Here is a 13946-nt window from a genome sequence, read left to right as displayed (position 1 = left end):
CTCACGGGGGCTCGGGGAATCGAATCACTTGGCGCCACTCGGGCACCATGTTGTCGTCGGTCACGACCTTGGCCTCGGCGGGGAGGCGTGCGAGCAGGCTCTCACGCTTCTCGAGGCCGTGGTCTTGCGGGGGCGCCTCGAGTGTATCGGCATACGCGGCGAGGTCGGCGAAGAGCTTTTGCCCGGCCTCGCTCGTGCGGTCGATCTCCTTGGATTTCCCGTCGATCGAGAACTCGGTGAGCGTCCTTTCCCATCGCGCGCGGTCGAACGTGAAGGGCGCGTCGCTCACGGCCATGAAGTTGTAGACGCGCATCGCGTGGGGGAACGTGGTCGCGGCCGTCTTCTTCACGTCGTCCGACGAGGTCGTGTTGAAGTAGAAGATCCCGCCGGGCAAGAGACGCGACCGCACGAGCTCGAGGTACTCGACCGAGAGCAGGCTCGTGATGTGCGCGCGCCAGTGCCACGTCGTGTTCTGCACGATCACGTCGAACTTCTCGTCCGGGTGGCGGAGGAGCCACCTGCGCCCGTCGTCCGTGACGATGCGCACCTTCGGGTTCGAGAGGAGCGGCGCCACCTCGCGGTGGTTCGCGACGAGCTTCAAATACCCGGGGTTGATCTCGACGATCGTGAACGACTCGACGCCCGGGAGGTGCGCGACGACCTGCGCCCACGAGCCCGACGCGAGCCCCACCATGAGCACGCGCTTCGGCGCCGGGTGCATCGCGCCGATCGAGTAGGCGCGCATGATGCCGTTCCGGTCGTACACGATCGACGTGTTGAACTTCCCGTCGTACGCGCCGCCGCCGTAGACGACGCCGTCGGGCGTGACCGTGATGACGCCGCTCTTCGTCTCGATGACCTCCGCGAACTTGGTGGTCTTCTCGTCGAAGGTCTTTTTGTAGAGCAGCCGCTCGTAGGGCCTGTCGTACGCGTGTGGGTTCCCTCGCACGAATGCGAAGCACACGACCGCGGCGAGCAGCAGCGTCGCCCCGAGCTCGCCCTTCGGCGGTTTGCTCGCGACGAAGATGCCTGCCGACACCACGACGCCGAGCAGCGCGAGCACGAGGCCGATCGTCGGCAGGCTCATCGTGTCCATGAAGACGAAGCCGGTGACGAGGCTCCCGAGCGTCGAGCCGACGATGTTCGAGAGGTACACGTAGCTGAGCTTCTGCCCGGCGCGATCGTCGGGCGCGATGCCGAAGTGCGCCACGAGGGGGAGCACCGAGCCGGTCAACGCGGCGGCGATCGCGACGGCCGCGAGGGGCGCGGGCCACTCGTACTTTTGCGCGCCGTACGTGAACGCGGGCACGACGAGGTACGCGGCGAGGTTCGCGGCGAAGGTGAACGTCGCGAGGGCCCGGAGCTTCTCCGGTTTACCCGTGTCGCCTTCTTTGCAGAATACACCGGCTACGCGCGAGCCCCCGGCGATGCCGAGGAGGTAGGCCGCGAGCAAGAGGCCGAAGGCCCCCGGCGCGCCCCAGCTCTCGAACGCGATGACGCGGTACCAGAGGATCTCGTACGAGAGCCCCAAGAACCCCGCGAGCGCCGCGACCACGATCGCGAACGAGAACGGCGCCCGCGACACGTCGGCGGAGGGCGAGCTCGTGGCGCTCACGACGACACCTCCTCGGCGGCAGACACGGACGCGGGCGCGGGCGCCCCCGACGTCTTTTTATGCTGCAAAAACGCGACGATACACACGAAGAGGTTCATGGCCGACGCGATGCGCACGGTGCCGCTCTGGCCGAAGTGCCCGAGCAGGTGGAGCACCGCCGCGGCCGACGCGAACGCCGAGCCCAGGGTGTTCACGAAGTAGAGCGTGCCCACCGTTTTTCCGACGTTGCCCGAGGTGCGCACGAGGTAGCCGACGAGGAGCGGCAGCGTGCCCCCCATGAGCATGGTCGGCGCGAGCACGAGCAGGAACGTCACGACGCCCGTCACGAGCGGCGACATGAGCAACGTCGCGTTCCCGACCGCGTGGAACACCGCGAGCGAGAAGAACCCGAAGAGCCCGATGCCCCCCTCGACGCCCGCGAAGAGGAGCAGCACCGGGCGAGACTTGTCCTTCGACACGGCGCCGCCCGCGAGGCTCCCGAGGCCGAGCCCGAGCATGAAGGCCGTGACGACCATGGTCACCGACTCGATGTTGATCCCGTAGATGGCGTAGAGCGCGCGCTGCCAGACGACCTGGTAGAGCAGCGCCGCGAACCCCGAGACGAGGAAGACGAGGTAGAGCCAGAGGCGCGTGGGGGCGGCCCCGGCGGCCTCTGGGGCTTTTTCGGACGTGTCGGTGTGCATGAGGCGCGGAGGCTTATAGACCGGTTCTTGCCCGGCCGGGGCCGTTCGGTGTCTCCGCCGGCCGAGAGCGCGGCCCCACGAGCCGACCTGTCCCAATTGGGTCCCGGGGGGAGGGGCCGTTTCCGCAGGCGCGCGTCTCGGCTACGTTTTTCGTCATGCGATTTCTTCGTGTGGCAGGTCTCGTCGTGTCCGTGGGGCTCGTGTCGTCGTTCGGAGGGCCGCTCGGCTGCTCGTCGGATCCCGCTCCTGCGCCGGCGCCCGGGGCCACCGCCGTGCTCGATCCGAGCGCCGACTTCGCGGCCGAGGGCGCGTTCTTCGACGTGCCGTACCCGTCGGACCTCCGCCTCGACGCGAAAGGCGCCCCCGACGTCGCCTCGTACCCGAACCCGGCGCTCGCCATCATCGATCAGTTCAAGAAGATGGCCCGCGAGCGCAAGGGCTTCCCGGTGGTCTCGGTCGCGTATTTCCGCTTCGACAAACCGCTCGCCCCGCGCGGCGAGAAGGACGTGATCGCGGGCAAAGACGCCCCGATCGTGCTCGTCGACGTCGACGAGAAATCGCCCGATCGCGGCAAGACGTACCCGCTCGTCGCTACCACGCCCAACCCCGACGGCTACGTGCCCGAGTTCTTGCTGGCCGTGGCGCCGCGCCCCGGCGTGCTGCTCTCTCCCGGGCGCACGTACGCCTACGTGGTGCGCTCGGGCGCCAAGGACGCCGACGGGAACGCGCTCAAGCCCTCGGCTGCGATGCAGAAGCTGGCGAAGGGCGAGTCTCCCGGGGGCGCCCGGGGTGACGCCATGGTGCCGCTCTACACGAAGCTCTTCACGACGCTCGACACGCTCGGCATCCCTCGGGACGACGTAGCCCACGCGACCGTGTTCACCACCGGCGACATGGTGGCCGACACCGCTGCGCTCACGAAGACCCTCTCCGAGGCGACCTCACCCCCCCTGAAGGACTTCGCCCTCGAGACCATCCCGTCGCTCGCGAACGCGCCCTTCTGCCACGTCACGGCCAAGATCACCCTGCCGCAGTTCCAGAAGGGCAAACCCCCGTTCGACACCGAGGGCCTCTTCGAGCTCGGCCCGGACGGGCTGCCCGTGAAACAGCGCGACGAGGACGTGTCGGTCTCGATCTCGATACCCAAGAAGGAGATGCCCCAAAAAGGGTTTCCGGTGGTCGTCTTCTACCATGGCTCCGGAGGCCTCGCGCGCGAGTTCATCGACGGCGGGACCAAGGGCGATCCGTACGAGGTGTGGCCGGGCGCGACCATGGCCAACATGGGATTCGCCATGGCCGGCGCCTCACTGCCCATCAGCCCCGAGCGCGTGCCCGGCGCCAAGGACTACGACTACCTCAACTTGAACAACACGCCGGCCATGCGCGACACGTTCCGCCAAGGGATCGTCGAGTCGCGTATTTTGCTCACGGCCCTCACGAAGGCCGAGATCCCGAAGAGCGTGCTCGACGGGTGCCAAGGGGCGTCTCTCCCCGCGGGGGCCACGAGCTACAAGCTCGACCTCGAGCGCTTGAGCGTGCAAGGCCAGAGCATGGGCGGCATGTACACCAACATGGTGAGCGCGGTGGAGCCGCGCATCGAGGCCGCCGTGCCCACGGGCGCCGGCGGGTATTGGACGTACTTCGCCCTGCGCACCGACGTGCTCCCGAACTCGTACAACCTGCTCCGCCTCCTCATCGGCACGCGTGAGGAGGTCACGTTCATGCACCCGGCCCTCCACCTGATCGAGACCGCCTGGGAGGCCATCGACCCGATCGTGTCGACGCCGCGCCTCTCACGCGAGCCTCTGCCCGGCCACCCGGTCCGCCACGTGTACGAGCCCGTCGGCAAGGGCGACTCGTACTTCACCACCGACATCTACGACGCCATGGCGCTCGGGTACGGTCACCCGCAAGCGGGCGCCGACATTTGGCCCACGATGAAGCCCGCGCTCGACCTCGTGGGGCTCGGCCAAAAGGTCGACTACCCGGTCAAGGCCAACGCGAAGGGCAGTGGGGGAAAACCCTACACCGGTGTCGTCGTGCAGTACGACAACGACAACGGCGCGTTCGACGGGCACGGCATCTACCGGCGCGTCGAGGCCGTGCGGTACCAGTACGGGTGTTTCCACACGACGTACCGCAAGAACGGCGTCCCCGTGGTGCCCGCGCCCGCGAAGCTCGGCACACCCTGCCCGGAGTGACCCGCCGCGAGTGGCTCCAAGCTACGCGCGAGCTCGCCCCCGTGCGTAACGAGGGCTCGCGAGCAGCGCCGTGAGGTTCGCGCGCGCTCGCGCCTCGTAGAGGGCGGCGCCCGCGGGGGTGACGTAGAGCGCGGGACGCGCGAGGAGCCCGCGGAGGAAGCGGCCTCGCGCCTCGAAGAAGACCTCGTCGGGTACGTGCATGTATTCTTCACGTACCCCGTCCTCGTAGTCGAGAAAGCCATAGGGATCCCGCGCGAGGCCCGCGAGGTCCGCGTCGAGCACGGGCCCGGTGAGCGGGTCCTTCGCGCCGCCCGCGAGCTCCGTGTGAGCCGTCGCGCCCACGAGCTCGGCGGCCCGCTCGGCCACGTGGTCCGAGATGGCCAAGGCGTTCGCGTCGCGCCAGAGGAGCTCTTGGCTCTTTGCTTCGGAGCCCGGGCCGCGCGGATCGTAGACGGCGTCGTGGTAGAAGAGCGCAAGCTCGGCGACGTCGCGGTCCTCGTTCTCGCCGTGCAGGTCGGCGAGGGCGACGAGGCACTCTCCGAGGTGCTCGGTGTCGTGGTAGCGGCGCTCGGGCGCGGACCACGCGGAGATCAGGGCCAAGCCCACGTGGCCTCCCGGGTCTCGCCCGCCGAGGCGTGTGACGAGGGACTCGAACCGCGCCTCGAGGGCCTTCTTGGTCCGTGGGACCTCGGCTGCTCGCGGGTGCCAAACACGAAATGTGCGGGGCTCGACCGAGGTCATCGCGCGCACGATCTTCTCCGAGTCGAGGCCCGGGAACGCGGCGTGCAGCACCCCCACGGCCTCTCCGTTCACTCGTGATCCCGGGATCTCGAGCTCGCCCGAGGGGGTGTCGAAGAGCCAGAGCACGTCCTCCTCGAAGGGGCCGAGGTCGTTCGTACGGATGGCGATGGCGCGGACGTGTGCGGGGTCGAGGGAGGGGATGGGGATCGTCATGGTGCACCTCTCGACCGGAGCATGGGGCGCATAGATGGGTTGGACAACCAATCTACCGGGAGGCGGAGCAGCGCGACGAACGGCGGAGCGACATCGTCGAAGCCTTGTCCGACGTGGTCGCGCGGCACGGGCTCCGCGCGCTCCCTCTTCGGGCTCTCGTCGAAGGGGGCGCGAAGGTCAGCGCACGAACATGATGGCGACGCCGAACGCGATCGTCACGCCCGCGGCAATGCGGAAGCGTGTGTTGATGGCGCGCGCCACGGCGGGGTCCTCCCCCTTCTCGACGAGGTCGAAGCTGTGTTTCAGCGTGACGTCGTTCGCGCGGTAAAGAAAGTAGATCCAGCCGACGCCGCAGAAGAGGCCCAACGTCCCCGCGACGTAGTCGAAGGCGGAGAGGCGCTTCGTGCTGGCCGCGAGGGCGAAGCAGACCGCGTACGACACGAAGCTGCCCACGAGGAGGACCGCCGCGACGAGGGGAACGCCCGGTTCCTCGTGGGATGGGGCTGCGAGGAACATGCTGGACATGCCGACGCCTACGCCGGCACCTCGGAAGTCTTCCCTCGGTCTGCGGCGAAAGGCCGGGGTGCGGCATCGAACCCGGTCGCCACACGTGGCCCCACAGGCTAAGGAAGCTCCCTCATGTCGCTTACGCTCCGTCTCTCCCTCTCGGCGCTCGTGCTCTCGGCCCTCGCCCCCGTGGCGGCTTGTTCGTCCTCCACGGACGAGACGGTCGACGGCGGGGCCGACGCCTCTCCGACCGCCACGGCCACCGCCACGGCCACCGAAGATGCCGCGCCCGCGGACGCCGCGCCCATCGAGCCTACCCTCACGAGCGTTCAGTCGATCTTCACCCGGTCGTGCGCCACGAGCCGGTGCCACTCCGGGGCGCGACCGTCGTCGGGGCTCTCGCTCGAGGCGGGCAAGTCGCACGGTCAGCTCGTTGGGGTCGCGTCGACCGCGGCCGCGGGGCAGACCCGGGTGGTCGCCGGGAACGCGGCCGACAGCTTGCTCGTGAAGCTCGTGAAGGGGCCCTCGAACGGCGTCACGCGCATGCCCGTGGGTGCCTCGCCGCTCTCGGCCTCCGAGGTCGCGGCGATCGAGGCGTGGGTCGCGGCCGGCGCCAAAAACGACTGACCTATTTTGAGAAACGAATAGTTTCGCGAGGTTGGCGCGAACGTCGGTCGGTTCTCGGTCGCCTTTCGCACGAGCGCCGCGGGTCGTCAGCCAACCTCGTTGGCTCACACGTGCCAATCGTGGTGTCGCGCGTGCCCCTCGCGCCCGCGCGAATCACCTCGGGATCACCGGGTCGACGAGGCACGTCGACACCTCGAAGAGCACGTACATGAGGGCCTTCTCCTGAGGGAGCAGCTTGCCCAAGGACCCCGTACCCTCCGTGTGGTACGCGCTGTAGAGCACGCGGCCGCACGCGTCCTCGAACGAGAGCGTCATGGGACGGTTCTTGCCATTGTCGTTCCCGTACGCCCACACCTTGGGCACGATCTTCTTCGTGCCGCCCGCGCCGTCCGGCACGGTGACCTCGTTCACGCCCTCCACCTTGACCCACGCGTTCTCGAACGTGACGTCGCGGTCGCCCTGGGCGTCGAGCCAGGCCTTGAGGCCGGGATCGTCGATGTTCGCCGGCGTGTCGTACGCGTCGGTGTCGCAGCCCTTGCTCGGCACGAAGCGCACGTAGTCCTTCCACGTCTCGTTCAGGAACGAGTAGGCAAAGTCTGTAATGTACAGCTTTCCGCCCTTCCGCACCCAGGCCTTCAGGTTCGCTTGCACCACGGGATCCATGGCGTGACCGTCGCCGTGGGAGGCGGGCGGGTCGAACGTGCCGCCGCCTCGCGTGCCGCATTCGCCGCAGGGGAGGAAGATGATTTGGTACGTGTCGAGGCGTGCCGCATCGCGGAGCTCGATGAGCCGCGTGCTCTGCGCGATGACGGTACCGCGCGGGATGCCGAGCCCGTCGAGCGTCTCTTCGATGTCGTCGTAGGCCGTGTCGACCACCAAGATCGAGGGCACCTGATCGCCTTTGGCCGCGTCGTTTTGGCGAGGGAGCGTCGTGTCCCCGCGGGAGACGCGCCTATCTCCTCGTTGGACGTCGACCTCGACCACGCGGCGAAACTGCCCTTTTTGGATCACCAAGACCTGCTTGCCGAGCCGATTGGCGACGAGCTCGAAGGTGCCGTCGGCCTTGGTGAGGGTCTCGGGGATCGACTTGTCGAGCGGGACGCACGTGTCGCAGAAATTGCCTTGTGGGATCGGGTCGGGCCTCTTCGGGGAGAGGTAGACGAGCGCGCCGGCGACCGGAATTTCGCCCGCCGGCGTGTACACCGTGCCGGTCCAGGTGCCCTTGGGCGAGAGGTCTTCCTGGGGAGCCGCGTCCTCGAAGAGGGCCCCCGCTTCGTCGCCCACGTTCGCCGCGCCGCCCTCGTTGCCCGCGTCGTCGAACACGGCCGCGCGCATGCTGCCGCTGCACGCCGCGACCACGCCGAGGCCAAGCGCCAGCGCGAGCGCAGCGAGAGAGAGCCCGAAGGCCTTGGGGGTCGTGGGCATGCGAGACCCCCGATCGTACACCGCCGCCGCCCGACCCGCCCGCGCACCCCGAAAAAAGGCGCGCCGGCGTGGCCAAGGTCAGCTCGCGCTCAGCGAGCGCGGCCCAAGATCACTTCGGGATGACCGGATCGACGAGGCAGGTCGACACCTCGAAGAGCACGTACATGAGCGCCTTCTCTTGGGCGAGGAGCTTGCCCCCGCCACCGATGGCGTCACCCTCGGTGTGGTACGCGCTGTAGAGCACGCGGCCGCACGCGTCCTCGAACGAGAGCGTCATGGGGCGGTTTTTGCCATTGTCGTTCCCGTAGGCCCACACCTTGGGGACGACCTTTTTCATGCCGCCCGCGCCGTCGGGCACGGTGACCTCGTTCACGCCCTCGACCTTGATCCACGCGTTCTCGAACGTGACGTTGCGATCGCCCTGCGCGTCGAGCCAGGCCTTGAGGCCGGGATCGTCGATGTTGGCGGGCGTGTCGTACGAGCTCGAGTTGCAGCCCTTGCTCGGCGCGAAGCGCACGTAGTCTTTCCAGGTCTCGTTCAAGAACGAGTAGGCGAAGTCTGTGACATACAGCTTTCCGCCCTTCTGGACCCAGGCCTTCAAGTTCGCCTGGACCGTGGCATCCATGGCGTGGCCCGCGCCGTGGGACGAGGGAGGGTCGAACGTGCCGCCGCCGCGTGTCCCGCACTCGCCGCACGGGAGAAAGATGATCTGGTATTTGTCGAGCTTCGCCGGATCTTGAAGCTCGCTCATGCGGTTGTCTTGATCGACCACCGTGCCTCGCGGGATGCCGAGCTTGTCGAGCGCGTTCTCGATGTCGTCGTAGTCGGTGTCGATGATGAGCACCGACGGCACCTGGTCGCCGCGCGCCGTGTCGTTCTGGCGCGGGAGGGTCGAGTCGGAGCGCGAGACGCGCACGTCCTCTTGTTTGATGTCGACCTCGACCACCCGGCGAAACTGGCCCTTTTGAATGACCATGAACTGCTTGCCGAGGCGATTGGCCACGAGCTCGAAGGTGCCGTCGGACTTGCTGAGCGTCTGCGGGATCGACTTCTCGAGCGGGACGCACGTGTCGCAGAAGTTGGTGAGGGGCCGGGCGTCGGGCTTCTTGGGCGTGAGGTAGACGAGCGCGCCGGCGACGGGGATGTCACCCGCGGGTGTGTACACGGTGCCCGTCCACGTGCCGCGGGGCGAGAGATCCTCTTGGGGAGCTGCGTCCTCGAACAGCGCGCCCGCCTCCTCGCCCGTGGGCAACGTGCCACCTTCGGTGCCGGCGTCGTCGAAGACGGCGTTTCGCGGAGTCCCGCTGCACGCGACGACCGAGCCGAGGCCCAGCGAGAGAGAGAGGAAGGCGAGGCCGATCGCTTTGGAGGTGTGCATTGCCGAGGGTTCTCCGGTGCACGCGGGAGACGCGAGCCCGTCGGGTGTAGCCTCCTCCGAGACGCCTCGCCAGGACGAAAGCACAGCAAGACACGAGGACGCCCCGCGACATGCGGACCGCCCTCGTGCCGAACTTTCTAAGTTCTTGAAACTACTTCGGAATAATCGGGTCGACGACGCACGTCGAGGCGACCTCGAAGAGGATGTAGAAGAGCGCCTTCTCTTGTTCGTCGAGGGGGGCCGTCGCGCTCGTCTCGGTGTGGTAGGTGCTGTAGAGCACGCGCCCGCACCCGTACTCGAACGACACGGTCTGAGGCTTCTCCGAGCCGCTCTGGTTGCCCGACATCCACACCTTGGGCGAGTACACACGGGTGCCACCGTCGCCGTCCTCGAGGTAGACCTGCCGCACGCCGTTGATGCGCTGGTAGTTCGCCTTGAGCTGGAAGCTGCCGGTCGTGCCCTGGGCCTTGAGCCAGTCGTCGAGGCCCTGGTCCTTCACGATGGCGTTCACGTCGTACCCGCCGCCGGTGCACCCCTTGGCCTGCGCGAAGTCGACGTAGCCGGGGAAGCCCTCACTGACGAAGCCCTGCTTCCAGTCGGTCACGTAGACTTTGCCGCCCTTCGTGACGTAGTCGCGGAGCGCGCCTTTGATGGCCGGGTCCTCGGCGGTGCCGTTGTTGTTGGTCTCGTTCGTCACGCAGCTCCCGCAGGGGAGGAACACGACGTGGTACTTCGCGAGCTCCGTGACGTTCGAGAGCGACGTCCGCTCCTGCGACTGATCCAGGGTGCGCGTCGGGGTGATTCCGAGCTTCGCGAGGGTCGCGCCGATGTCGTCGAAGTTCCCCTTCGAGAGGAAGATCGACGGCACCTGGTCGCCCTTGGCCGTGTCGTTCTGGCGGGGCAGCGTGGTGTCGCTCTCGGACAGGCGGAGATCCCCCTCCTTGACGTTCACCTCGACGACCCGGCGGAACGTGCCCTTCTGGATCACCAAGAACTGCGGCCCGAGGCGGTTCGCCACGATGGTGAAGGTGCCGTCGGCCTTCGAGAGCGTCTGCGGGATCGTCTTCTCGAGGGGGATGCACGTGTCGCAGAAGTTGCCCGAGGGGAGCGGGTCGGGCTTCTTGGTCGTGAGGTACACGAGCGCCGACGCGACGGGCACCTTGGCCGCGGGCGTGTACACGGTGCCGGTCCACGTGCCCTTCGGGCTGAGATCTTCCTGGGGAGCCGCGTCCTCGAAGAGCGAGCCGGCCTCGTCGCCGGGCCCCTCGGTGGTCGTCCCGGTGTCGCTGCCGCCGTCGTCGAAGATGGCAGGGCGCGTGGTCGAGGTGCACGCGGCGATCGAGCCCGCGGCGCCGAGAGAGAGGATCGCGAGAGAGAGCCCGATGGCCGTCGAGGTGCGCATGTGTGGGAGCCGGTCTTCCGTGGTGAAACGCGAGCGAACGCGCGAGGTTAAGCCCAATCCTCGGGTCTAGCTCGCACCCTCGGGAGGTGCCAGGATCGGAGGCGTCTCGTGCCGCTTTTGTGTCGCAGCTCGCCGCGCAGGGCGCGCCCGTTCAGGGCGTGACGATCTCGGCCGAGAACAGCTCCAGCATCGGCACCACTTCCTTGCGGTGCTCGTCGGTGAAGCTCGGCACCCAGCCCTCGGTGGGGCCCACGGCGCGAGGGTCGTCTTCTTTGATTCCGGCGTTGCCGTAGTGTTTGGCCACGTCCTCGAAGGTGGCGAGGTTCCCGCCGTGCCCGTACGGAGCCGTGGCCGTGATGCCTCGGAGCGGCGGCGTGCGGAACGCGCCCTCGAGCTCGCGCGCGTCGCCCTTCGGGAAGAAGACGTCTTGGAACGGGCCGTCGGCGTACTCGGGCTTGCGCAGCTCGTTCGCGAAGAGGAGCGGGAGGCCTTCGACGGCGCCACGGTCGGCCTTCTGGTCGCGCCTGCCGGTGGGGAACCGGATGTTGTGGAAGGCGTCGTCGGTGAGGCGCGGGCCGTAGTGGCACTGCGCGCAGCCCGCCGTGAAGAACACGTGCATGCCGCGCTTTTCGACGTCGGTGAGGGCGGTGCGGTCCCCCTCGATGTAGCGATCGAGGCGGTTTTTCTTGGCGGTGATCGTGCGCTCGAACGCGGCGATCACCTTGCCGACGCGCACGAAGACCTGGTTCACGGCGAGCTTGTCGGCCGCGCTCATCCCGTCGAACGCGGCGTCTCCCGGCTTCCCGTTCGCGGGGAAACGCGCCGTGTCCGAGAGCGGAGGCAGGGGCGCATCGGGGAAGATCGCGTCGTAGCGATCCTTGTAGAGCTCATGGATCTTGTGCGCGACGAAGAGGCGGTTCGACGCGATCTCGATCGGGTTCTCGAACGGGCCCACGGCTTGGAGCCAGAGCGTGTCGGCGCGGCCGTCCCAGAACTGGAAGCGCGCGTGCGACGCGAAGAGCACGCTCGGCGTGTTGCGGTCTCCCTCGGCCACACCGAGCCCTCGCGGTCTCCCGTCGGCGTATCCTTTGGCCGGGTCGTGGCACGTCGCGCAGGAGACGTTGCCCGACGGCGAGAGCCTCGCATCGGAGAAGAGCGCCTTGCCGAGCGCGGCCGCGAGCGGAGAGTCCCCGACGGCGTTCGTCGGGTCCTTCGGGGCGGGCCCGGGGAGCGTCATGTCCTTGAGCATTTCCCAGTGATTTCGAGGGAATAGGCCATCCTCGACGGCCGGGTCCGCGAGCGGCGGGGGCGGCGTCCCGTCGAGCTGGGCGACCTCGCGACGGATGGCGCTCTCGAGCGTCTCGGGCTCCGGGTCGGGCAAGAAGCGCCGGATGACCATCGTGCGCGAGTCGACGAAGACGTAGAAGGGGAGGCGCCGATCTCCGAGGCCCACCGACTGAAAGCGGTACTCCGGGTCGGCGGCCACGATGCCAGCGTGCGGCCCGAGCTCCTTCTCGACGCGGGCGAGGTCCTCGCTCGAGCGCACACGCACGTTGTTCCGATCCGAGACGACGAGATCGACGAGCTCGACGCGGTCCTCGAGGCCCTTCGGCACGATCTCGTTCGTGTGCGCTTGGCTCCACTGGCAGGTGCCGCAGAAGGCCGCGGTGGTGCGAAACACGAGCAGGCGTGAGCGGGGGGCGCACGGCTCGAAGCGCTCCGTTGCTTTGTACGTGCCGCCGCCGAGCTTCGGGAGCTCCATGGGCGGGAGCGTGGCGAAGAGGTCGATCTTCGTGTCGCTCGGGTAGGGCGAGGGTTTTCCGTCGACGCAGAGCGAGGGCTTCTGCGCGTCGGCCTTCGCGTCCACGGCCGAGGCGTCGGCGGTGGGCTCGACCTCGGACGGGCTCGAGCATGCCGCGAACGCGAGCGCCCCGCCCAAGCCCGCGGCGAGGAGGACCGAGAGGGCGAGGGGGCGAGGGCTCTTCGTCATGGCGGGCTCACTTCGGGTCGATGCGGAGCACCCTGCTCTCGACCATGTCGACCAGGTAGACCTTACCATCGGGGCCGACCGAAATCCCGGCGAGCGAGCCCTCGGGCAGACCCGTGTCGAGCCGCTGGAGCTCTTTGCCGTCGAGCGAAAAGGCGTAAATCTTCGACGTGGCGTGGTCGGTCACGTAGAGCATGTCGCCGTCGAGCGTGATGCCGGAGGGCTGCACGAGGCCGAACGTGGGAGGCACGAGGTCGGTCAGGGTCGCGCCGTCCATCTCGACCGAGACGGCCATCTTCTCTTTGGCGCGCACGCGGCCCGACTCGGTGCCCGTCTTCGCGTCGAGCGCGAGGATGCGCTTGTTGCCCGTGTCCGCCACGTACACCATCTGCGTGTCGGCCTTGTAGGCGAGGTGGCTCGGCACGCCGGCCACGTACCCGAGCTGGCCACGCGCGTACTGGTACGACTCGCCGTCGGAGTGGTCGTCCTGGCCGATGTCGTGGTCGCGCTTGAAGTCGTAGAGGTCGATGCTGCGGTTGAAGCCGCCCGTGACCCAGTAGCGGTTCCCCTTCTCGTGGGCGATGCCCATGCACAAGGGTGTATTGTGCAACATGTCGAGGTGCGAGCCGAGGCCGATCGGATCCTTCTTCGCGAACACCGCCGGGTCGGACGACCAGAGCGCGGGGCCCATGAAGTCGTTCGCGGAGCCGCTCGCGCGCTCGTTCCGCGACTCGCCGCAGGCGGCGAAGGTGCCCGGCACGCCGAAGGTGGTCTCGGCGGCGCCGAACGCGATGCCCGTCGGGTTCGGCATGAAGTGCGTGGCCGCGGCGTCACGGCGGCGGAGGGCGGCGCGTGCGTCGGTGGGGGCGTCGCTCACGGTGACGATGCTGTCGTCCTTGAAGTTGACGACCCAGAGCTCGCCCGGCTTGAGGGGGTTCCAGTCGAGATCGGTGGGGGACTTCAAACCGGCGCTCGCGTCGACGATCGTCGTGAGCGTGACCGACGACGCCGAGCCGTCTCCCTTCCCGAGCTTGGGGGCCTTCGGCACGAGGGGCGCGTCCTCCGTGGGGCCCGAGACCACCGTGGTGGTGCAGCCGACGAGCGAGGTGGCGAGGCATGCCGAGACGAGACCGACGAGTGCGAAGCGAGCCATGCCCTTGTCCTTAG

At 68.3% G+C, this 13946-nt stretch carries 11 protein-coding genes; 2 read left to right on the top strand and 9 right to left on the bottom strand.

Annotated features, from left to right (window positions below; translation table 11 throughout):
- Position 1: 1 nt before the first annotated feature.
- Both IPK71_35755 and IPK71_35750 read right to left on the bottom strand, forming a co-directional pair.
- Complete coding sequence (locus IPK71_35755) at positions 2–1615, bottom strand: fused MFS/spermidine synthase (protein ID MBK8219112.1); 1614 nt, start codon at positions 1613–1615, stop codon at positions 2–4.
- Positions 1612–2298 (bottom strand): hypothetical protein, encoded by a 687-nt coding sequence (locus IPK71_35750; protein MBK8219111.1) that lies wholly within the window; start codon positions 2296–2298, stop codon positions 1612–1614. The genes IPK71_35755 and IPK71_35750 overlap by 4 nt, the downstream gene beginning before the upstream one ends.
- A gap of 155 nt (positions 2299–2453) precedes the next feature.
- Between IPK71_35750 and IPK71_35745 the strand changes: the two genes are divergently transcribed.
- Complete coding sequence (locus tag IPK71_35745; GenBank protein ID MBK8219110.1) at positions 2454–4499, top strand: hypothetical protein; 2046 nt, start codon at positions 2454–2456, stop codon at positions 4497–4499.
- Positions 4500–4520: 21 nt separating this feature from the next.
- Here the strand turns inward: IPK71_35745 and IPK71_35740 are convergent, their stop codons facing one another.
- Complete coding sequence (locus tag IPK71_35740) at positions 4521–5453, bottom strand: hypothetical protein (protein ID MBK8219109.1); 933 nt, start codon at positions 5451–5453, stop codon at positions 4521–4523.
- A 177-nt stretch (positions 5454–5630) separates the two neighbouring features.
- On the bottom strand, positions 5631–5978 hold the full coding sequence (locus IPK71_35735) for a hypothetical protein (GenBank protein MBK8219108.1): 348 nt from the start codon (positions 5976–5978) through the stop codon (positions 5631–5633).
- Between the two features lie 114 nt (positions 5979–6092).
- Between IPK71_35735 and IPK71_35730 the strand changes: the two genes are divergently transcribed.
- Positions 6093–6587 (top strand): hypothetical protein, encoded by a 495-nt coding sequence (locus IPK71_35730; GenBank protein MBK8219107.1) that lies wholly within the window; start codon positions 6093–6095, stop codon positions 6585–6587.
- Between the two features lie 153 nt (positions 6588–6740).
- Here the strand turns inward: IPK71_35730 and IPK71_35725 are convergent, their stop codons facing one another.
- The 5 genes from IPK71_35725 to IPK71_35705 all read right to left on the bottom strand — a co-directional run bounded on the left by IPK71_35725 (position 6741) and on the right by IPK71_35705 (position 13932).
- Positions 6741–8012, bottom strand: coding sequence for a hypothetical protein (locus IPK71_35725; protein ID MBK8219106.1), 1272 nt, complete (start codon positions 8010–8012; stop codon positions 6741–6743).
- 109 nt (positions 8013–8121) lie between these two features.
- Positions 8122–9390, bottom strand: coding sequence for a hypothetical protein (locus tag IPK71_35720; GenBank protein ID MBK8219105.1), 1269 nt, complete (start codon positions 9388–9390; stop codon positions 8122–8124).
- 151 nt (positions 9391–9541) lie between these two features.
- Positions 9542–10792: a hypothetical protein gene (locus IPK71_35715; protein ID MBK8219104.1), complete on the bottom strand. Its 1251-nt coding sequence runs from the start codon at positions 10790–10792 to the stop codon at positions 9542–9544.
- 151 nt (positions 10793–10943) lie between these two features.
- A complete protein-coding gene (locus IPK71_35710; protein ID MBK8219103.1) occupies positions 10944–12782 on the bottom strand; it encodes a hypothetical protein in 1839 nt (612 codons plus the stop codon).
- A 7-nt stretch (positions 12783–12789) separates the two neighbouring features.
- Positions 12790–13932, bottom strand: coding sequence for a hypothetical protein (locus IPK71_35705; GenBank protein ID MBK8219102.1), 1143 nt, complete (start codon positions 13930–13932; stop codon positions 12790–12792).
- Between the last annotated feature and the right edge of the window lie 14 nt (positions 13933–13946).

This window comes from Myxococcales bacterium (genome assembly GCA_016712525.1).
Classification (GTDB): domain Bacteria; phylum Myxococcota_A; class Polyangia; order Polyangiales; family Polyangiaceae; genus JAAFHV01.
This window is presented reverse-complemented; position numbering and strand designations above follow the sequence as displayed.

Bases quoted from the DNA above. Each gene is read 5' to 3' on its own strand.
- IPK71_35750 (MBK8219111.1), bottom strand. From the start codon at position 2,298: ATGCACACCGACACGTCCGAAAAAGCCCCAGAGGCCGCCGGGGCCGCC.
- IPK71_35745 (MBK8219110.1), top strand. From the start codon at position 2,454: ATGCGATTTCTTCGTGTGGCAGGTCTCGTCGTGTCCGTGGGGCTCGTG.
- IPK71_35740 (MBK8219109.1), bottom strand. From the start codon at position 5,453: ATGACGATCCCCATCCCCTCCCTCGACCCCGCACACGTCCGCGCCATC.
- IPK71_35735 (MBK8219108.1), bottom strand. From the start codon at position 5,978: ATGTCCAGCATGTTCCTCGCAGCCCCATCCCACGAGGAACCGGGCGTT.
- IPK71_35730 (MBK8219107.1), top strand. From the start codon at position 6,093: ATGTCGCTTACGCTCCGTCTCTCCCTCTCGGCGCTCGTGCTCTCGGCC.
- IPK71_35725 (MBK8219106.1), bottom strand. From the start codon at position 8,012: ATGCCCACGACCCCCAAGGCCTTCGGGCTCTCTCTCGCTGCGCTCGCG.
- IPK71_35720 (MBK8219105.1), bottom strand. From the start codon at position 9,390: ATGCACACCTCCAAAGCGATCGGCCTCGCCTTCCTCTCTCTCTCGCTG.
- IPK71_35715 (MBK8219104.1), bottom strand. From the start codon at position 10,792: ATGCGCACCTCGACGGCCATCGGGCTCTCTCTCGCGATCCTCTCTCTC.
- IPK71_35710 (MBK8219103.1), bottom strand. From the start codon at position 12,782: ATGACGAAGAGCCCTCGCCCCCTCGCCCTCTCGGTCCTCCTCGCCGCG.
- IPK71_35705 (MBK8219102.1), bottom strand. From the start codon at position 13,932: ATGGCTCGCTTCGCACTCGTCGGTCTCGTCTCGGCATGCCTCGCCACC.